Source organism: Kosakonia oryzendophytica (assembly GCF_900094925.1).
In the GTDB taxonomy this organism is placed as follows: Bacteria; Pseudomonadota; Gammaproteobacteria; order Enterobacterales; family Enterobacteriaceae; genus Kosakonia; species Kosakonia oryzendophytica.
Map to the genome: position 1 here is coordinate 1 of NZ_FMAY01000006.1, position 19,617 is coordinate 19,617.

At 53.1% G+C, this 19,617-nt stretch carries 14 protein-coding genes, 1 tRNA gene and 1 pseudogene; 4 read left to right on the top strand and 12 right to left on the bottom strand.

The genetic code is table 11. The features are described from left to right. Positions 1 to 17: 17 nt before the first annotated feature. A pseudogene (locus GA0061071_RS11445) lies at positions 18 to 275 on the bottom strand (transposase); the annotation flags it as partial. A gap of 46 nt (positions 276 to 321) precedes the next feature. Between GA0061071_RS11445 and GA0061071_RS11450 the strand changes: the two are divergent. Then, positions 322 to 1,488, top strand: coding sequence for an AAA family ATPase (locus GA0061071_RS11450; RefSeq protein WP_139109655.1), 1,167 nt, complete (start codon positions 322 to 324; stop codon positions 1,486 to 1,488). Positions 1,489 to 1,511: 23 nt separating this feature from the next. Here GA0061071_RS11450 and GA0061071_RS11455 read toward each other — a convergent pair. Further along, positions 1,512 to 1,606, bottom strand: a tRNA-Sec gene (locus tag GA0061071_RS11455). Positions 1,607 to 1,894: 288 nt separating this feature from the next. On the opposite strand from GA0061071_RS11455, the gene GA0061071_RS11460 reads away from it, so the two are divergent. After that, positions 1,895 to 3,286, top strand: coding sequence for a glycoside-pentoside-hexuronide family transporter (locus GA0061071_RS11460; RefSeq protein ID WP_088238251.1), 1,392 nt, complete (start codon positions 1,895 to 1,897; stop codon positions 3,284 to 3,286). 10 nt (positions 3,287 to 3,296) lie between these two features. Further along, positions 3,297 to 5,615, top strand: a complete 2,319-nt coding sequence (gene yicI / locus GA0061071_RS11465; RefSeq protein ID WP_088238252.1) for an alpha-xylosidase — start codon at positions 3,297 to 3,299, stop codon at positions 5,613 to 5,615. Positions 5,616 to 6,019: 404 nt separating this feature from the next. On the opposite strand, the gene GA0061071_RS11470 is transcribed toward yicI, so the two are convergent. From GA0061071_RS11470 to gmk, 7 genes are all read right to left on the bottom strand, one after another. Continuing rightward, the gene (locus GA0061071_RS11470; RefSeq protein ID WP_088238253.1) at positions 6,020 to 7,756 is read right to left on the bottom strand and encodes an AsmA family protein; all 1,737 of its coding nucleotides are present in this window, start codon (positions 7,754 to 7,756) and stop codon (positions 6,020 to 6,022) included. A gap of 121 nt (positions 7,757 to 7,877) precedes the next feature. After that, positions 7,878 to 9,263 (bottom strand): nucleobase:cation symporter-2 family protein, encoded by a 1,386-nt coding sequence (locus GA0061071_RS11475; RefSeq protein ID WP_061492486.1) that lies wholly within the window; start codon positions 9,261 to 9,263, stop codon positions 7,878 to 7,880. Between the two features lie 125 nt (positions 9,264 to 9,388). Then, positions 9,389 to 11,470 carry an ATP-dependent DNA helicase RecG gene (recG, locus tag GA0061071_RS11480; protein WP_088238254.1) on the bottom strand — a complete coding sequence of 694 codons (2,082 nt, stop codon included), beginning with the start codon at positions 11,468 to 11,470 and terminating at the stop codon, positions 9,389 to 9,391. 4 nt (positions 11,471 to 11,474) lie between these two features. Then, the gene (trmH, locus tag GA0061071_RS11485; protein WP_061492488.1) at positions 11,475 to 12,164 is read right to left on the bottom strand and encodes a tRNA (guanosine(18)-2'-O)-methyltransferase TrmH; all 690 of its coding nucleotides are present in this window, start codon (positions 12,162 to 12,164) and stop codon (positions 11,475 to 11,477) included. A gap of 4 nt (positions 12,165 to 12,168) precedes the next feature. After that, the gene (gene spoT / locus GA0061071_RS11490) at positions 12,169 to 14,292 is read right to left on the bottom strand and encodes a bifunctional GTP diphosphokinase/guanosine-3',5'-bis pyrophosphate 3'-pyrophosphohydrolase (RefSeq protein WP_061492489.1); all 2,124 of its coding nucleotides are present in this window, start codon (positions 14,290 to 14,292) and stop codon (positions 12,169 to 12,171) included. Positions 14,293 to 14,314: 22 nt separating this feature from the next. Beyond that, positions 14,315 to 14,590 (bottom strand): DNA-directed RNA polymerase subunit omega, encoded by a 276-nt coding sequence (rpoZ, locus tag GA0061071_RS11495; RefSeq protein WP_000135058.1) that lies wholly within the window; start codon positions 14,588 to 14,590, stop codon positions 14,315 to 14,317. Between the two features lie 54 nt (positions 14,591 to 14,644). Then, positions 14,645 to 15,268 (bottom strand): guanylate kinase, encoded by a 624-nt coding sequence (gene gmk, locus GA0061071_RS11500; protein WP_088238255.1) that lies wholly within the window; start codon positions 15,266 to 15,268, stop codon positions 14,645 to 14,647. A gap of 258 nt (positions 15,269 to 15,526) precedes the next feature. On the opposite strand from gmk, the gene ligB reads away from it, so the two are divergent. Then, the gene (gene ligB, locus GA0061071_RS11505; RefSeq protein ID WP_088238373.1) at positions 15,527 to 17,206 is read left to right on the top strand and encodes an NAD-dependent DNA ligase LigB; all 1,680 of its coding nucleotides are present in this window, start codon (positions 15,527 to 15,529) and stop codon (positions 17,204 to 17,206) included. Here ligB and GA0061071_RS11510 read toward each other — a convergent pair. From GA0061071_RS11510 to GA0061071_RS11520, 3 genes are all read right to left on the bottom strand, one after another. Next, a complete protein-coding gene (locus GA0061071_RS11510) occupies positions 17,200 to 17,817 on the bottom strand; it encodes a trimeric intracellular cation channel family protein (protein ID WP_088238256.1) in 618 nt (205 codons plus the stop codon). The genes ligB and GA0061071_RS11510 overlap by 7 nt on opposite strands. A gap of 455 nt (positions 17,818 to 18,272) precedes the next feature. Beyond that, complete coding sequence (locus tag GA0061071_RS11515; RefSeq protein WP_061492493.1) at positions 18,273 to 18,719, bottom strand: DUF943 family protein; 447 nt, start codon at positions 18,717 to 18,719, stop codon at positions 18,273 to 18,275. Then, positions 18,712 to 19,515 carry a DUF3289 family protein gene (locus tag GA0061071_RS11520; RefSeq protein ID WP_088238257.1) on the bottom strand — a complete coding sequence of 268 codons (804 nt, stop codon included), beginning with the start codon at positions 19,513 to 19,515 and terminating at the stop codon, positions 18,712 to 18,714. The genes GA0061071_RS11515 and GA0061071_RS11520 overlap by 8 nt, the downstream gene beginning before the upstream one ends. Between the last annotated feature and the right edge of the window lie 102 nt (positions 19,516 to 19,617).

A 19,617-nucleotide genomic window follows, 5' to 3' on the forward strand; every position in this document is an offset into this window, starting at 1 on the left:
CTGGCCTGTCGTCAGTACTTTCGCCCCAGAGCCACCTGAAGCGCCTCCTTATCCAGCATGGCTTCGGCAAGCAGCTTCTTGAGCCTGGCGTTCTCTTCCTCAAGCGACTTCAGGCGTTTAACCTCGGGCACCTCCATACCGCCATACTTCTTACGCCAGGTGTAAAAGGTTGCGTCAGAAATAGCATGCTTACGGCAAAGCTCACGGGCGGAAATGCCAGCCTCGGCCTCGCGGAGAATACTGATGATCTGTTCGTCAGAAAAACGCTTCTTCATGGGGATGTCCTCACGTTGCTGATGAAGACATTACTAACATCGTCGTGTGTTAATCAATGGGGAGCAGGTCACTACAGATATACTTGAATCAATTTTTGTAAAATATTTCTCTTTACGCCCACTCTCTAAACACTCTAAAAGTATAAATAATCTTAGTTCAGGCGAGCAAAGACTCGCACTTATTGATATTGCTACAACTTTACTTTCTACTCAAAAAGAAAAGGAAAAAGAAGTTATTTTAGCAATAGATGAGCCTGAAGTTTCTCTTGAGTCTGCTCATCGATTCGAGCAGTTCTGTAGTTTAATTGATTTATCTGAGCGTTTTGGTCGACAAATTTTTATTACTACACATTGGTATGGCCTTGTGCTTAGACCTATTGAAGGCACGCTTCACTTCGTTTCTAAGGATGATAGTGTTAATGTTAGGATTGAGGCGTTTCCGCTGAGTAACCTTCAGGAAAATAGACGGTCTTTCCCTAACTCAATAGAAATTCGTAGTTACTTTGATCTTATGGCATCAATGCTAACTCTTCTCAAAAAGAAAAATTATAATTGGCTGTTTTGTGAAGGTACCGAAGATTATCTTTACCTGAAAGGTTTATTAGATAATAAAGTTGATAACCTATATATTTTACCCTTTAATGGGTGCGGGAACATAAAGAAAATATATGATTTCCTCCACGTCCCTTTTTCCGATAAACAAGAAAATAAGGAAATAAAAGGTAAGGTGATGTGTTTGATTGATACGGATGCGAAGAATGTTATACGTATTGAAGGGTATAAACAAGGTAATTATAAAAATAAACTTAGCTTCTATAGATTAAGTTTAGATAAAGATCAAAGTGATTTGATATCTGTTGCATCGACAATAGGAATTAATACTGAAATTGAGGATTTGTTAGAGCCTGTTTTGTTTTTTAATGTGTTGAAAGAAATCTCAAAAAAAGACATGCTTCTTGATGGTTATTTGAAATTTTATGAACTGGATCAAGATATTAAATATGTAAACCTAAGTAACGGTATTTCTTTTTTAAAACCAATTTCAATGGAAGGTTATGAAAAGAAAAGCGAGCTTTATAACTACTTAACCACACCAAAAATGAAAGCATTAGTCGCCGAAATATATACTAAAGATTCAAGTAAAGTTAAAGTAAGGGAGTGTGATAAATGGGTCGCTGATTTGATTTCTTTCTTTAAGGCGAGCGATGAATAAATAAACAGCCGAAGTTTGATTTTTGGCGGAAGATCACAGGAGTCGAACCTGCCCGGGACCGCTGGCGGCCCCAACTGGATTTGAAGTCCAGCCACCTCACCGGAGATGACGACCTTCCGCGCCTGCATTGCTACATGGAGGCGGGGCGCATTATAGCTACTTTCATGCATTTACCACATACCCTGGCCATAAATTTTCTCGTTGTGCTGCCGCTTCAAATCCACGTTTCAGATAAAACCTCACATTTTCCGATGGTTAGCTTTTTCGTGCTGCGAAAGTAACCACGATCACAGAAAAGAATAAACGTAATCTGATAACCAGAAAACGGAATACCCGCCTGAAAAACGATCGTTTACAACCACTGAGACCGCTCTCCGCTTACTTTTCAGGCGTTAAGGAAACAAAAATGGACAGTCAGATTATTTCTGTGAAAGAAAAGATTGGCTACGGGATGGGCGATGCCGCCAGCCATATCGTTTTTGATAACGTGATGCTGTACATGATGTTTTTCTATACCGATATCTTCGGTATTCCCGCCGGTTTCGTTGGCACCATGTTCCTGCTGGCGCGCGCGCTGGACGCCATTTCCGATCCCTGTATGGGGTTGATTGCCGACCGCACGCGCAGCCGCTGGGGTAAGTTTCGCCCTTGGATCCTCTTCGGCGCACTGCCGTTCGGCGTGGTCTGCGTATTGGCATACAGCACACCGGATCTCAGCGTCAGCGGCAAGATGATATATGCCGCTGTAACCTATACGTTACTCACCCTGCTTTACACCGTGGTAAACATTCCGTACTGCGCATTGGGCGGAGTCATCACTAACGACCCGCAACAGCGTATTTCGCTGCAATCCTGGCGCTTTGTGCTGGCAACTGCGGGCGGCATGCTCTCCACCGTGCTGATGATGCCATTGGTCAAACTGATTGGCGGAGAAGATAAAGTCTTCGGCTTCCAGGGCGGTATTGCGGTGCTCTCGGTGGTCGCCTTTATGATGCTGGCATTCTGCTTCTTCACCACCAAAGAGCGTATCCAGGCACCGCCGAGCACCACCTCCATGCGAGAAGATTTGCGCGACATCTGGCAAAACGACCAGTGGCGCATCGTCGGTTTGCTCACCATCCTCAACATCCTGGCCGTGTGCGTGCGCGGTGGGGCAATGATGTATTACGTCACCTGGATCATGGGCGATGCCGCCATCTTCACCGCCTTCCTCACCACTTACTGTGTCGGCAACCTGATTGGCAGCGCGCTGGCCAAGCCGCTCACCGACTGGAAATGCAAAGTCACCATCTTCTGGTGGACCAACGCCGCGCTCACCGTGCTCAGCGTCGCCATGTTCTTCGTGCCGATCGAAGCCAGCGTCACCATGTTTATCTTCATCTTCGTTATCGGCGTGCTTCACCAACTGGTCACTCCCATCCAATGGGTGATGATGTCCGACACCGTGGATTATGGCGAATGGTGCAACGGCAAACGCCTTACCGGCATCAGTTTTGCGGGCACGCTGTTTGTGCTGAAACTTGGGTTGGCGCTGGGCGGCGCATTGATCGGCTGGGCGCTGGCGGGTGGCGGTTACAACGCGGCAGCGCAGAGCCAGAACAGTGCCACGATTAGCATCATCATTGCGTTGTTCACGCTGGTTCCGGCGCTCTGCTACTTATTGAGCGCCTTTATTGCCAAACGCTTCTACACCCTCAAAACGCCATTCCTGACATCAATTATGGCGCAACTGGCGCGTGGTGAACGCCGCGATCCACAAGGCCATGGCAACGCCTCTCCCCGGGAAGAATTACTGTAAGGAGTCATGCATGAAAATCAGTGATGGCAACTGGCTGATCCAGCCGGGTCTGACATTAATCCAGCCCATTCAGGTGTTCGACGTTGAACAGCAGGGCAATGAGATGGTGGTGTATGCCGCGCCGCGCGATGTGCGCGAACGCACATGGCAACTGGACACACCGCTGTTTACGCTGCGCTTTTTCTCGCCGCAGGAAGGCATTATTGGCGTACGCATTGAGCACTTTCAGGGCGCGGTGGATAACGGCCCGCACTTCCCGCTGAACCCATCGCTGTATGTGGATGTTGTACTGCGTAACACCGACGATTTTGCAGAGCTACAAAGCGGCGCGCTGAGCGTGCGGGTGGGGAAAGGTGACAACTGGGCGCTCGACTTTCTGCGTGACGGCGTGCGCATTACCGGGAGTCAGGTGAAGAACAACGGCTATGTGCAGGATAACAACCGCGGGCGTAACTACATGTTCGAGCGGCTGGATCTTGGTGTTGGCGAGACGGTGTATGGTCTCGGTGAGCGTTTTACCGCGCTGGTGCGTAACGGCCAGACGGTGGAAACCTGGAACCGCGATGGCGGTACCAGCACCGAACAGTCCTATAAGAATATCCCGTTCTACCTGACGAACCGGGGCTACGGCGTGCTGGTGAATCACCCGCAGGCCGTGGAGTTTGAAGTCGGCTCCGAGAAGGTCTCCAAAGTGCAGTTCAGCGTGGAAGGGGAGTATCTCGAGTACTTTGTCATTGATGGCCCGACGCCGCAGGCGGTGCTGAACCGCTATACGCAATTTACCGGCCGCCCGGCGCTGCCCCCGGCCTGGTCTTTCGGCCTGTGGCTGACCACTTCGTTTACTACCAATTATGACGAAGCGACGGTCAATCGTTTTATCGATGGCATGGCGGAGCGCCAGTTGCCGCTGCATGTGTTCCATTTCGACTGCTTCTGGATGAAGGCGTTCCAGTGGTGCGATTTTGAATGGGATCCGGTGACCTTCCCGGACCCGGAAGGCATGATCAAACGCCTGAAAGCGCGCGGGCTGAAAATCTGCGTCTGGATCAACCCCTATATCGGCCAGAAGTCCCCGGTGTTCCGTGAGCTGAAAGAGAAAGGCTACTTGCTGAAACGCGCCGATGGTTCGCTATGGCAGTGGGACAAATGGCAACCGGGGCTGGCCATTTACGACTTCACCAACCCGGAAGCCTGCCAGTGGTACGCCGATAAACTCAAAGGCCTGATGGCGATGGGGGTCGACTGTTTCAAGACCGACTTTGGCGAGCGCATCCCGACCGATGTGGTGTGGCATAACGGCGCGTGCCCAGAGAAGATGCACAACCACTACGCCTATATTTACAACGAACTGGTGTGGAAGGCGATGAAAGAGACGGTGGGCGAGCGGGAAGCGGTACTGTTTGCCCGTTCGGCCTCCGTTGGCGCGCAGCAGTTCCCGGTGCACTGGGGCGGCGACTGTTACGCCAACTATGAATCGATGGCGGAAAGCCTGCGCGGTGGGCTCTCTATTGGTCTGTCTGGTTTTGGTTTCTGGAGCCACGACATTGGCGGCTTCGAAAATACCGCCCCTGCGCATGTCTACAAACGCTGGTGCGCGTTTGGTCTGCTCTCCAGCCACAGTCGCTTGCACGGCAGCAAATCTTACCGCGTGCCGTGGGCTTACGATGAAGAGTCCTGCGATGTGGTGCGCCACTTTACGCAACTGAAATGCCGCCTGATGCCGTACCTTTACCGTCAGGCGGCGCTGGCGCATAAATGCGGTACACCGATGATGCGTGCCATGATGCTTTCGTTCCCGACCGATCCCGCCTGCGATTACCTCGACCGCCAGTACATGTTGGGCGAGGCGCTGCTGGTGGCACCGGTGTTCAGCGAAGCGGGAGATGTGCAGTTTTATCTGCCGGAAGGGCGCTGGACGCACCTGTGGCATAACGATGTCCTGAACGGCAGTCGCTGGCATCAACAGCGCCACGACGTGATGAGCCTGCCGGTCTATGTGCGTGACAATACCCTACTGGCGCTGGGCAGCAACGATCAGCGCCCGGATTACGCCTGGCATGAAAACACCGCCTTCCAGCTGTTTGCGCTGGATGAGGGGCGTGAAGCGCTGTGCGAAGTACCGGATGCGAGCGGCGCGGTGATTTTCCGCCTGCGGGCGAAACGTGAAAACGGCGTGATTAGCGTGCAGGCTGAAGGCGAAGCCCGCAACTGGACGCTGTGCCTGCGCAATATCACACAGATTGCCGGGGTGCAGGGGGCTACGCAGTCGGGCAGCGAACAAGGTGTGGTGATAGCGCCGCAGAGTGAGGAGATTCGGATCACGCTGTGAGTTCCCCCTCACCCTGACCCTCTCCCCAGAGGGGCGAGGGGATAAGTGCGGTTTTCCCCTCACCCTGACCCTCTCCCCAGAGGGGCGAGGGGATAAGACTGGTGCGGTTTCCCCCTCACCCTGACCCTCTCCCCAGAGGGGCGAGGGGATAAGACTGGTGCGGTTTTCCCCTCACCCTGACCCTCTCCCCAGAGGGGCGAGGGGAGAAGACTGGTGTGGTTTTCCCCTCCCCCTGACGCTCTCCTCAAAGGGGGGAGGGGAGAAGACTGGTGTGGTTTTCCCCTCCCCCTGACGCTCTCCTCAAAGGGGGGAGGGGAGAAGACTGGTGCGGTTTTCCTCTCTCAGATCCTCTCCCCAAAGGGACCTGGGGGATAAAGTCAGTGCGGGTTTTCTCCCTCTCCCTTTCAGGGAGAGGGCTGGGGTGAGGGTGATGGCGCAGACTCAGTTGGAGGGGCAACCACACCACCGGAAACGACACCGCCATGCATACTTTGTTTTAGCTGCTGTTTCTGGACATTTATCACCTGCAACTCGCCATTCACCGTCGGTTTCAGCGGCGCATTTGCGTTGACGTTGCCGCTGGCGGTCAGTTGCAGGTTACCATCACCATTTATCGGCAGCGCTGGCCAGCCCCACTCCTGCAACACATTCACCGGCACGCCGCGCCCGCGCAGACTGAGGTTGACGCTGCGTTCCGGCGTTTGTGAAACCACGGCGGTGGCTTCCAGCAAGCCCTGGCCGGTAAAAGCGCTAAGTTCGCTGATATTCACCGTGCTGCTGTTCGCGTTTAACGCAAGCGACGGGCGGCGCACATCAACGCGATTAAACGTTGCGGCGGCGGCGTTCAGTTTTGCGCTGCCACCCCAGACGCCCCATTTGCGTTCGCGCGCCAGTTGCAGGTTATCCCCATAGCCATCCAACGCAGTGAGTTGCCACGGGAAGCCCGGGTCGATATCAATCACCAGATTGCGGCTGGCGCTGAATTTCTTCAACGTCACGCTGTTCAGCCATGTTGGCAATTCATCCATCCAGACCTGTTTCCAGTTTGCCGGCAAGGTGTATTCCAGCCCGGCAAAAGCGGCGTCGTCCAGCACCAGTGCGTGCCCGGCGCGATACCAGTTACCGGAGGTGCGCACCATGCCGTTTTCCCAGCGTGAGGTGAATTGCTGCAGCGCAATGCCCTGCGGCGAGAAAGTGGCGTTAAGGATCGGATCGAACAGATGCAGCGAACCGTAAATAAACTCGGTGGCGTTCATCGACAGTCTGCCGTCTTCGCTTTTCCAGTCGCCGCCTTCCAGCGTCAGGTTGCGCAAGCTCAGATCGAGGTCGGTAACCGCCCATTCCGGCCCTTGCAGGCGCGCATCCGTCACCTCAACTCGGCCAATTTTCAGTGACGGCAGCGTGGTCAGCGGATTAAAGAAATCGAGCAGGGATTTGTCGCTTTGCAGGCGGATATCATTCAGCCGCAGGTTATTCACTACCCAACTGCCGTCGGCATTGCGTTGCGCATCGCCCGTCAGCGAACCGCGCGCCATATCCGCGCCAATGGTGGTCAGCGTGACCACATCTTTATCAATACTGCCCTGAATGAGAACGTTGCTGGCGGGAACGCCGTTTAACATCAATGATCCGGCGCTCATCTGGATCTGCGTTTTGCTGCCGAGCACATTGCCTGCGACCGGTTGCCACGGCGCAACACCGCCGGTGACCCGTTGCGCACTCAGATCCCAGCCAGTGGCCGGGCTGTTAAACGCCATATTGCTCAGTTGCAGACGATCGGCCTGGAAAGGCAACGGCGCGGCAGCGGGGGAGAGATTAAGCGTGCCGTCCTGCAACAGAATGGTGTCTACATGCAGCGGATCGGTAAGCTGGCGGCTACTGAGATCGATATCGACGGTTTTAGCGACCAGCGTGGCGGGTTTGCCTTTGTGACCAAAGTTAACGTTTTTCAGCAGCACATGGGACGGGGAAGAGAAGCGATGATCCATCACATCGAACGTCAGATGATAGTCGCTGTTGTTGCTGACCCACTGGCTAACCTGTGTTGCGCCCCAGCGGGTTTGCAACAAGAAATAGACAGCCAGCATCGCCAGTAACAAGACGATAGCGACAACAAGGAGCAGCTTTCCAAGAAATTTCATCATCTTCCATCCCCAACGTGTCAGTCAGGCAGTTATGCACGATTTATGCGCAATGCTCAAGGGCGGAATGATGAAAGGAAGTGACTGTGGCAACGGTTTGGCCCCGTTGCCGCAGCATGCATCAGTTTTTCTCTGGCGGAAAAATCAGATTCAATACAATTGCCGTGATACCCCCTGCGGCGATGCCGGAAGAGAGCAGGTTTTTCAGCCAATCCGGCGCAAATTGCAGGATCTGCGGCTGTTGGGAGACGCCAAGGCCGACCGCCAGTGACAGCGCAATTATCATGATCGCACGGCGGTTCAGCGGTTCGCGGGAGACAATACGCACGCCAGACGCCGCAATGGTTCCGAACATCACCAGCGTTGCGCCACCGAGGACCGGCTCAGGCAGTTGTTGCACAAACGCACTCACCGCCGGGAACAGACCAAGCACAATCAGCATCAGCGCGACAAAGAAGCCGATGTAGCGGCTGGCGACGCCGGTCAACTGGATCACGCCGTTGTTCTGACCGAAACAGGAGTTCGGGAAGGTGTTAAACACCGCCGAGACGAAGGAGTTGAGGCCGTTAGCCAGGACGCCGCCTTTCAGGCGCTTCATATAGACCGGGCCGGCAACCGGCTGCTCAGAAACGTCGGACGTGGCGGTGATATCGCCGATGGTTTCCAGCGAGGTGATCATAAACACCAACATCAGCGGCAGCAGCAGATTCCAGTCAATGCTCAGGCCGTAGTAGAGCGGTGTTGGCACCATAAAGGCGTCCGCCGGGGCATTGTAGGCTGGCAGCATACCCATAAACATCGCCAGCACGTAACCGACCGCCATAGCAATCACCAGAGAGGCGATACGCAGGTAAGGATTACGCTGGCGGTTTAGCAGAATAATGATTGCCAGCACCACGCCGGCCAGCAGCAGGTTCTTCGGTGCGCCGAAGGTGTGGTTGCCCATTGCGGCAAAACCGCCGCCCACGGAGGTCAAACCAACCTGAATCAGCGACAGGCCGATAATCATCACCACCACACCGGAGACCAGCGGGGTGATAATACGGCGCGCCAGCGGCAGAATTCGGGAGATAACCATTTCGGTGCAGCTTGCCAGCATTAGAGTGCCGAACAGTGCAGCCATCATCGTCGGCACATCCGCACCACCGGTTTTCAGTGCGGTACCCCCCATAATCAGCGGCGCCACAAAGTTAAAGCTGGTGCCCTGAATCGACAACAGGCCAGAACCCACCGGCCCCCAGGCTTTGATCTGGATAATGGAAGCCACGCCAGAGGCGAACAGCGACATGCTGATGATGTGCTGAGTGTCCTGAGCCGGTAAACCCAGCGCCTGGCAGATAAGCAGCGCGGGCGTGATAACGCCGACAAACATCGCCAGCAAATGCTGCAGCGCGGCAAACAGCGTCTGCGCCAGCGGAGGGCGGTCTTCAAGGCGGTAGATCAGTTCGCTGGGTTGAGTCTGCGCAACCGGTTGCGCACTTTCTGACTCGATGGTGTTTACGGACATCTCAAGCAATCCCCTGGATGGAAAAGCGGTGATTTTATCGGACTGTTTGGTAAAAGCAAACGGTTGCTTTGCTAAAAACATACTTTTCTAAGGGGTGTTCTTTTTACGGGATAAGGTTCTAAAACTCACGCGTTGGAGTAGCGTTCTGTTTCCGGCATCCAACGGTCGATCAGGGCTTCCGCCAGCTGCGGGTAGCGCTCATGAATATGGCGGGCAGTGCGTTGCACTTCGGGGATCATCGCCTGGTCACGCAGCAGATCGGCGACTTTGAATTCGGCATTGCCGGTCTGGCGGGTGCCAAGCAGCTCGCCGGGGCCGCGAATTTCCAGATCTTTTTGCGCAATCACAAAGCCGTCGTTGCTGTCACGTAATACCTGCAGGCGTTTTTGCGCGGTTTTGGACAGCGGGGATTTATACAGCAGCACACAGTGCGAGGCCACCGCACCACGCCCGACGCGGCCACGCAACTGGTGGAGTTGCGCAAGGCCGAGACGCTCCGGGTTTTCAATGATCATCAGGCTGGAGTTGGGCACGTCCACACCCACTTCAATCACCGTGGTGGCGACCAGCAAATGCAGTTCGCCTTGCTTGAAGGCCTGCATAACGGCCTGTTTTTCGGCGGGCTTCATTCGCCCGTGCACCAGGCCCACATGCAGCTCCGGTAGCGCCAGTTTCAGTTCTTCCCAGGTGGCTTCCGCCGCTTGCGCTTCCAGTAGATCAGACTCTTCAATCAGTGTACAGACCCAGTACGCCTGGCGACCTTCATCGGTGCAGGCGTTGCGCACGCGATCGATAATGTCGTTACGGCGGGTATCCGGAATGGCGACGGTGGTGACCGGCGTACGCCCCGGCGGTAATTCGTCGATGACGGAGGTATCCAGATCGGCATAGGCTGTCATTGCCAGCGTTCGCGGAATGGGCGTGGCGGTCATGATCAACTGATGCGGGTGAAAACCCTGTTGTTGACCCTTCTCCCACAGCGCCAGACGCTGATGAACGCCAAAGCGGTGTTGTTCATCAATGATCACCAGCGCAAGGCCGTTAAACTGCACCTGCTCCTGGAAAATAGCGTGGGTACCGACAATCATCTGCACCTGACCGCTGGCAATCGCCTCCTGCTGTGCTTGCCGCGCTTTGCCTTTCTGTTTGCCCGCCAACCAGCCCACTTCCACGCCGAGTGGGGCAAACCAGTTGCGGAAGTTATTCGCGTGCTGCTCAGCCAGCAGTTCGGTCGGGGCCATCATCGCCACTTGTTTTCCATTGGCGATGGCGCGTAAGGCCGCGAGCGCGGCAACCAATGTTTTACCGGAGCCGACATCGCCCTGCACAAGGCGCATCATAGGCATATCCTGCGCCATGTCGCGCTCGATTTCCGCCACGACGCGATCCTGTGCGCCAGTGGGTTTAAACGGTAATGATGCCAGCAGACGCTGTTTTAGCGCATCGTTGGCGATGAGCGGTTGCGCATGGTAGCGCTGTGCTCCGGCTCGTAGCGCCAGCATGCTCAGGTTGTGAGCCAGCAACTCTTCGAGAATTAAACGTTTTTGCGCCGGGTGCTGCCCGCTTTCGAGGTCGCTTAGCTGAAGGGTTGGCGGCGGGCGGTGCAGCGTGCGCAGGGCGTCCGGCAGGCTCATCATGCCCTGCGCCAGCTCTGGCGGCAGCAGTTCGCTGATGGCACAGGTCGCCAGGAGGTCCAGCGCCTGATCGGTCAATTTGCGCAAGGTTGCCTGTTTCACACCTTCGGTGGTCGGATACACCGGTGTCAGGGTTTCCTGTAAATCCGGTGTGCTGAGATCGCCCTGAATGCGGTACTCCGGATGGATCATCTCGGCGCCGTACTTCCCGCGTTTCGCTTCACCGTAGGCCAGCACACGACGGCCGGTGGCGAGGCTGTTTTTCATCGCCGCGTTGAAGTTAAAAAAGCGCATGGTGAGGATGCCGGAGCCGTCGCTGATTTGGCAGGTCATCATCCGACGCCCGCCAAAGGTGATGTTGCAATTCAACACTTCGCCTTCCACCGTGGCGTAAACGCCCGGCAGCAGGTCGGCAATGGGGTAAAGGTGGGTGCGATCTTCATAGCGCAACGGCAGGTGAAGCAGGAGATCCTGCACGGTGTGCAGGCCGATTTTTGCCAGTTTGCTGCTCTGCGCCGCGCCAACGCCGGTCAGCGTGTTGAGCGGAATTGCGTCGAGCAGGCGGCCTTTCATGCGGTTACCCTGCCGCCTGCATGGTGGCCCACCATGTCGGGTCGGCTTCGATTTGCCCTTCGGTATTGACGTGAGGGTAAGGCAGGCCTTTGCGTTTTGCGACTTTCGCCAGCACCGGGTAACCCCCCTCGAACAGCAGGCGCTGCTGCTCTGCATCCGGCAGCATACTGTTTTCACGCTGGTACATGCCCGCGTTTTGCCGCTGGCGCTGAGCTTCGTACAAAATCAATGCAGAAGCCACGGAGACGTTCAACGACTGCACCATACCGATCATCGGGATGATAATGTCCCGATCCGCCAGATCCAGCGCTTGCTGGGTGATCCCGGTTTTTTCCTGCCCCATCAGAATGCAGGTCGGGCGGGTGTAATCGATCTCGCGAAAGTCGACAGCGTTGTCAGACAGATGAGTGGCGAGGATCTGCATACCGCGTGCTTTCAGTTCGCCCACGGCGTCGCTGATGGTGCGGTGCGTTTTCACTTCTACCCAGCTATTACTGCCCGCAGCGGAAGAGGCCATGGTGCGCATGCGATTGCCCGGCCAGACGGCGTGAACTTCATGCACACCGACGGCGTCCGCCGTGCGGATAATTGCGGAGACGTTATGAGGTTTGTGAACCTGCTCCATGCAGACGGTCAGATCAGGCTGACGCCTGGCAAGCATCTCGCGAATACGCGCATAACGCTGAGAATTCATAAAATCAGTTTCGGTTACGAGTGACTTTAATCACGTCTGGCATCACGCGGATCTTACGCATGATATTCGCCAGGTGGACGCGATCGCGCGCCGTGAGACGGATGAAAGCACTGTATACACGACCATCTTTCTCTTCCGTATTCAGGCTCTGAATATTGGAAGAGGCCGTATTGATGGCGGCCGTCAGGTTAGCCAGTGCTCCCTGATGGTTGAACATATCCACCTTGATCTCGGTGATAAATTCCTGGGCGGTCTCTTTGTCCCACTCCACGGCCATAAATTTCTCGGCTTCTTTTTGATAACCCCGAATATTACGGCAGGACTCATGGTGGATAACCAGCCCTTTACCGGGGCTGACGTGAGCGACAATCGGGTCGCCAGGGATCGGGCGACAGCATTTGGCGAAGGTGATCAGCACACCATCGGCGCCTTTAATCGGCAGATGGCCGCCATTGTTGCCCGTACCGGCAGGGGTTTGTACGGCTTGCACTGCTTCCCCTTGCTGCAGGTTTTTCGCCACCACGACGCTCATGGCGTTGCCGAGACCGATTTCCGCCAGCAGATCGTCCAGCGCTGCCAGCTTCATGCGGTCCAGCTCGCGCTGAATATGCTCCGGTGGGATTTCCGCCAGTTTGCGGCTTCCGCCTAATGCATGGTTGAGCAGACGACGACCGAGACTGACGGAATCATCGCGCTTGAGGTTTTTCAACATCTGGCGGATTTTGGCTCGTGCTTTCGAGCTGACGACAAAGTTCAGCCATGCGGCGTTCGGGCGGGCGCCCGGCGCGGTGATAATTTCTACCGTCTGGCCGCTGGAGAGCGACTGCGACAGCGGGTAAGGCTGGCGGTCGACACGCGCACCCACGCAGGCATGGCCGATATCGGTATGCACGGCATAGGCAAAGTCCACTGGCGTAGCGCCCGCGGGCAGTTCAACGATGCGGCCTTCCGGGGTGAAAACATAAATCTCATCGGGGAAGAGATCAGATTTAACGCTCTCGATAAATTCAAACGAGCTACCGGCGCTCTGTTGTAGCTCCAGCAGGCTTTGCATCCAACGCTGGGCGCGAATTTGCGCCGTGGTGCTGCTTTCACCGTGCTCTTTATATGCCCAGTGTGCGGCGACCCCCATCTCAGCCATCTGATCCATATCTTCCGTGCGGATCTGCACCTCAACCGGTACGCCGTGCGGACCAATCATCGAGGTGTGCAGCGACTGATAGCCGTTTGCCTTTGGAATGGCGATGTAGTCTTTAACGCGGCCCGGGCGCGGCTTATACAAGCTGTGCATCTGACCGAGTACGCGATAGCAGGTATCCAGATCATGAACGATGACGCGAAACGCGTAGATATCCATGATGGAGTGAAAACGCTGCTCTTTCAGCACCATCTTGCAGTAGATGGAGTAAAGGTGTTTTTCACGCCCGCTCACGCGGCAGGGAATGCCCGCTTCCTGTAAACGCCCTTCGATTTCTGAGAGGATTTTTTGAATCATCTCTTTGCGGTTGCCGCGCGCGGCTTTCACCACTTCTTTGATGACACGGTAACGGTTTGGGTACAACGCTTCAAAACCCAGCTCTTCAAGCTCGGTCTTAATGTGATGAATACCTAAACGGTGTGCCAGCGGACTGTAGATTTCGAGGGTTTCACGGGCAATGCGGCGACGTTTATCCGGGCGAAGTGAACCCAGCGTGCGCATGTTGTGCGTGCGGTCGGCAAGTTTGATCAGAATGACGCGGATGTCCTGCACCATCGCCATGATCATCTTACGAAAGTTTTCGGCCTGCGCTTCTTTCTTATCCTGAAACTTGAGCTTATCAAGTTTGGATACCCCTTCCACCAGTTCGGCAACGCTTTTGCCAAACAGCTGTTCCATATCCTGGTAAGTGGCTGGGGTATCTTCAATCACATCATGCAGTAGCGCGGCCATGAGTGTTTCGTGGTCGAGTTTCATCTCAGCCAGAATACAGGCTACCGCTACCGGGTGCGTGATATAAGGTTCACCGCTTGAACGTGTCTGGCCCTCGTGAGCGTCACGTGCAACGAGATACGCCTGCCTGAGACGTTTGATTTGGTCTTCAGGCAGATAGTTTTGAATCAGCTGATTCAGGCTTTCAAACAGATACAAGGGTGACCTGCTGCAGGATTAATTAACGGCGACCTTCAGCAATGGCGGTGACGGCCTGCAGTTCTGCGGCTTCCTGCTCTTGCTGCTCCTGGCGCTCACGTACGTCGAGGATCTGGTTGTTGATCAGACCTTCTTCGATTTCGCGCAGCGCGATAACGGTAGTTTTATCGTTTTCTTCCGGTACCAGCGGATCTTTGCCGCCAACCTGCATCTGACGAGCGCGACGCGCGGCGACCAGCACCAGGTCAAAACGGTTACCAATTTTCTCTACAGCGTCCTGAACAGTTACGCGTGCCATACTTAAAATGCTCCACAGGTGAAGAAATGACTGGGCATGATACTGAAACCAGGCTCAGTCTGCCAATAGTTTGCTGATTAAAGCGTCATGTCGCTGCTTCTGGCGGCTCATGCGCAGACGTTCAGCGCGAATAATGGTTTTCAAATCGCCCAAGGCGGTATCGAAATCATCATTCACAATAAGGTAATCATATTCTGCGTAATGACTCATTTCCGCAACTGCCAGCGCCATACGTTTCGCGATTACCTCTTCGCTGTCCTGACCACGCCCACGCAGGCGACGATCCAGCTCCACTTTCGACGGCGGTAGAATAAAGATGCTACGTGCCTGCGGCATTCGGGTGCGAATTTGTTGCGCGCCCTGCCAGTCGATATCGAGAAACACATCCACGCCGGTGGACAGCACTTGCTCAATGGTCGCGCGGGAGGTGCCGTAGTAATTGCCAAACACCTCGGCATGCTCAAGAAACGCGTCGTCATTAATCATGACCTTAAACTCGTCATGATTAACAAAGAAATAGTGTTCACCGTGCACTTCGCCCGGGCGCGGCGCGCGCGTCGTATGCGAAACAGAAACTTGCGTGTCGTATAACGGTTGGGTTTTCAACAAAGCCTGGATGAGGCTTGATTTACCCGCGCCGCTGGGGGCGGAAACAATATAGAGCGTGCCTTGAGCCATGAGAGTCTTTTGTATGTGAATTGCGAAAGGAAACTTACATACGTGCCTATTATACACATCGCTGCTATGTGACGTAGCTTTTGTCACACTTTTTCCCGCTGAGTTTGACGTTTTCCATACTGCTTTCCTGATTTGTCTGCAAATTTTCATTGTCACGATGAATTCCCTGAACCGTCCTCGCAATCTCCCTTTTTCCTGCTCGAAAGAGCCATCCCGGCAACGCTATAACGGCTGCGCTATCACAAGGGAGAAATCATGATGTGGAGAAAAGCCGGAGCCGCAATGTGTCTGTTGCTGTGGAGTGTGTTCACTCAGGCGACCTGCCCGGTCTGGTCGCCAGTGCGGGCGCAAGAAGAGGTCAGCCGACTGCAACAACAACTTGCTCAGTGGAACAACGACTATTGGGCGCAGGGCGAGAGCGGCGTGAGTGATGATGTGTATGACCGGCTCAGCATGCGCTTAACGCAATGGCAGCGTTGCTTTGATCTGCATGCCGTAGGCAGTGTATCGACATTGCCTGGCGGTAATGTGAAACATCCGGTGGCGCATACCGGGGTGCGCAAACTGGCCGATAAACATGCGCTACAGCAATGGATGGCAGGAAAGAAGGATCTCTGGGTTCAGCCGAAAGTGGATGGTGTGGCGGTCACGCTGGTATACCGGCATGGCAAGCTGGTGCAAGCCATCAGCCGTGGTGATGGCCTGGCAGGAGAGGACTGGACAGAAAAAGTGCGTGCTATTCCGTCGATTCCCAAAACGGTAACCGGTTTGTTGGCGAATAGTATTTTGCAAGGGGAGTTGTTTCTACGCCGCGATGATCACATTCAAAAACGTATGGGAGGGCTCAACGCCAGGGCAAAGGTGGCAGGGGCGATGATGAGCCGCCGCGACACGCCTCTTCTGTCTGAGCTGGCGTTTTTCGTTTGGGCCTGGCCGGATGGCCCGGCAACATTTTCCCGAAAGGTTGAGTTACTTAGCAAAGCGGGGTTTGAATGGGTACAGCGTTACAGCGTGGCGGTAGATAATGTGCAGGATGTGGAGCGTTTACGCGCCAGTTGGTACACATCACCGTTGCCGTTTGTAACCGATGGCGTCGTAGTCCGTACGGTGATGGAACCGGCAGGAAACACGTGGTTGCCCGGAGACGGGCACTGGGTTGCCGCCTGGAAATACGAGCCGGTTGAGCAGGTTACCGGGGTCAACGCGATCCAGTTCACTACAGGCCGTACCGGTAAGATTTCGGTGGTGGCGCAGCTTGAGCCGGTGCAACTGGATGATAAACGTGTTCGGCGAGTGAATATTGGCTCCATCCGAAAATGGCAGGTGTTGGATATCGCTCCGGGAGATGAGGTTTCTGTCAGCCTTGCCGGACAGGGTATCCCGCGGATCAATCGCGTGGTCTGGCGTGGAGTGGAACGGGAAAAGCCCACGCCGCCGGATGCACGATTTACGCCACTTACCTGTTTTTATGCCTCACCTGAGTGCCACGAGCAATTTATTGCCCGACTGGTTTGGCTTGGGTCGCCAAAAGCGCTCGGCATTGACGGCGTGGGAGAAGAAGGCTGGCGTGCATTGCATCAGGCACATCGTTTCGAGCACATATTTTCCTGGCTGGCGCTGACGAAGGCGCAATTGCAGGCGACGCCGGGTTTCTCTGCTGCGCGAGGCCTGCAACTCTGGCATCGGTTTTCGTTAGCGCGCGACAGGCCGTTTACTCGCTGGCTGAATGCGCTCGGCACGCCGTTGCCGCAGGCGGCGTTAAAAGCGACGAGTGACACACACTGGCGGCAAGTACGCGCACGTGATGAACTTGCATGGCAGCAGTTACCCGCCATTGGTGCACAAAAAGCCCGGCAGCTTATCACCTTTGTTCGGACGCCAGTGGTTGAACAATTGACGTTATGGCTGGGCAAGCAAGGCGTGAAGGCGTTTCAGTGAGCGTTGTGTTTGTAATGGAATACCGGCAGTCCCAATTTCCAGCGGATTGCCAGTAGGCGGGCGGTGAAGCCGAACAGGAGTGTGGCGATCACGACCGTATCATGGTTGGAAATATAATGGCCAAGGGCGAGATAGAGCACGGCTGAGGCAAAGGTGATTCCGGCATAAAGTTCTTTTTGAAATACCAGGGGAATACGTTTACAGAACATATCGCGTAATACACCACCAAATACGCCAGTAACCACGGCCGCAATAGTTGCAATCACCGGACCTTCGCCCATATCCAGTGCGATTTGTGCTCCGATGATGGAGAACACCACCAGTCCGAGAGCATCAAGGATCAGAAACAGGCGACGAAGATGCGGCATTACCGGAGCAAAAATGGTGGTCAGAACTGCGGCAACGGCGACAATAATGACGTATTCGGGATGCTTAACCCAGCCAAGCGGATAATGGCCAAGCAGGATATCGCGGACCGAGCCGCCGCCAAGTGCAGTGGCGGTGGCAATAATAATAACGCCAAAGGTATCCATCCGGCGGCGGCCTGCCGCCAGTGCACCTGTCATGGCTTCGGCGGTAATGCCAATAAGATAAAGAGTGTGTAACAGCATATCGCCTCCGTGATTCAGAGGCGGCAGGGTAGCGGCTCGTATGGCAGACGACGATTGAGATTTTCTCACACATGGCGTGTTGGATAACTTTTACTAATGCGAATGTAAAAAGGGAATTGATTTAATTAAATGATTTTAAAGATAAATTTCTTTTATCTATAGAGGGGGTGTGGCCGGGTTTGTGGTTTTTAGCCTGACAAAAGTAATTATGCTAATAAACGTCAGTTCTACTCCTCGGGAGCCATCACCTGCGGTAACGTTTACAGCAGCATATCCACGTCGATTTGGGAAGGCAAATAGGGGAGTCGCAGCCTCTGGATTTCAACTCATCTTACAAACGGAAATGTTTATTGTTTTTAGAGCCAACCTGGATGATATAATTTTAAATAATCTGTATTTTATACGACAGATTATTTTTTATAATTAAATGCATAACAACATAATGACTAAAGATTTTATTCTAAAACTACTTTACCATCTTGTGTCTGGATATAAGTTTCACCGTTTATATTTATGAATTGTTTACTATTAAGATTGCCTCGAACAACTATTGCTATATTGTTATACACACATTTTTCATGTTTGCCATTCGTATCATCAAAGCAAGTATAATCATCGAGAGAACCATCCCTTGTTCCTTTGGGTAATTGTTCATAACCATCGAAGCTCATGATGGTAACTGTGAAGTTATATGGTGTATTGATAACGTGATACTCCTTCTGAAGGAAGTCCTTATTTTTTATCCACCATTTTAATTTTCCTTCTGTTGTCATTGGTAAATGTTCTACAAAAACTACACCATTATTCACCCTGACTATTTTTGTTGGTCTGACAGCAATCCATATGCAGTATGCAATGATTAAAATAATTGTAATTGCTCCAATCCTTTTATAATTAAACATTGTTTTCTCCTGTCAATGTTATAGTGGCTTCAAAATTTGTGAAAAATGGTTTTTGAGCTAAATGTTTTGCCCGCTGAAGGACAAACCATATCCTAAAAAAAGCAATCGAATTGAATTGGGGTTTCAATATATCTTCTCTGTCTAACCCAAAATGATCTTGTGCTCTGTATTTTACAACCGCAGTATACCTATTTCCTTGAAGGATGAGACTTTCAATGGAAATTTCTGTACTGTTTATACCATGAACGGCTATGCCCATTCCATTGACCCAATCTTTCCATCTTGTGTATTTTGGTAAAAAACTATTATATAAATCGTTTGAAAAATGCTCTTTTATCAGTTTTGATTTTCTAAAATCAAATTGCTCGATAGCTTTTTTAATGATGGCTAAAGTACTATTAGGGGAGCTGTCAGTCAAAATGAGATTTTTGTACGCATTATTCATTGCTGGATGTTGGTAATCTCTTCCATTATTCCGTTGCATATGATTGAACAGATCTTTGATCAAACCCTGGTATGGACCCTGGAAAGAAAATACATGGGATTGAGATCTTAACTCATCATATAACATGGCAATGGCTTTTTCTCTACTTACGGCAGGTATTGAGCTTAGAGAGGGATGTTTATAGGAAGGACAAAAAGTTGTCCAGTCTATAAGTGTTGATACTTGTCCGAGATGATAATGCTTTTTTAGTGTATCAGCATCAATATCGCCGCTCTGCATATCATCGGCATTTATGTCATTAAATCTTTTTTTTGTGGTGAAGATTATCAATTTACTATCGATTCCATTCATTTGAAACAAATCCCTTTCAGTCAAATGTACAACTACTATACAGTTATATTTTAATACTGCAATCAGTACTTTTCTTAACATTTTTTGTCTGAGCGTTTAGGC

Bases quoted from the DNA above. Each gene is read 5' to 3' on its own strand.
- ligB (WP_088238373.1), top strand. From the start codon at position 15,527: ATGTGGAGAAAAGCCGGAGCCGCAATGTGTCTGTTGCTGTGGAGTGTG.
- trmH (WP_061492488.1), bottom strand. From the start codon at position 12,164: ATGAATTCTCAGCGTTATGCGCGTATTCGCGAGATGCTTGCCAGGCGT.
- GA0061071_RS11470 (WP_088238253.1), bottom strand. From the start codon at position 7,756: ATGAAATTTCTTGGAAAGCTGCTCCTTGTTGTCGCTATCGTCTTGTTA.
- GA0061071_RS11520 (WP_088238257.1), bottom strand. From the start codon at position 19,515: ATGAATGGAATCGATAGTAAATTGATAATCTTCACCACAAAAAAAAGA.
- rpoZ (WP_000135058.1), bottom strand. From the start codon at position 14,590: ATGGCACGCGTAACTGTTCAGGACGCTGTAGAGAAAATTGGTAACCGT.
- GA0061071_RS11515 (WP_061492493.1), bottom strand. From the start codon at position 18,719: ATGTTTAATTATAAAAGGATTGGAGCAATTACAATTATTTTAATCATT.
- gmk (WP_088238255.1), bottom strand. From the start codon at position 15,268: ATGGCTCAAGGCACGCTCTATATTGTTTCCGCCCCCAGCGGCGCGGGT.
- GA0061071_RS11460 (WP_088238251.1), top strand. From the start codon at position 1,895: ATGGACAGTCAGATTATTTCTGTGAAAGAAAAGATTGGCTACGGGATG.
- yicI (WP_088238252.1), top strand. From the start codon at position 3,297: ATGAAAATCAGTGATGGCAACTGGCTGATCCAGCCGGGTCTGACATTA.
- GA0061071_RS11510 (WP_088238256.1), bottom strand. From the start codon at position 17,817: ATGCTGTTACACACTCTTTATCTTATTGGCATTACCGCCGAAGCCATG.
- recG (WP_088238254.1), bottom strand. From the start codon at position 11,470: ATGAAAGGCCGCCTGCTCGACGCAATTCCGCTCAACACGCTGACCGGC.
- GA0061071_RS11475 (WP_061492486.1), bottom strand. From the start codon at position 9,263: ATGTCCGTAAACACCATCGAGTCAGAAAGTGCGCAACCGGTTGCGCAG.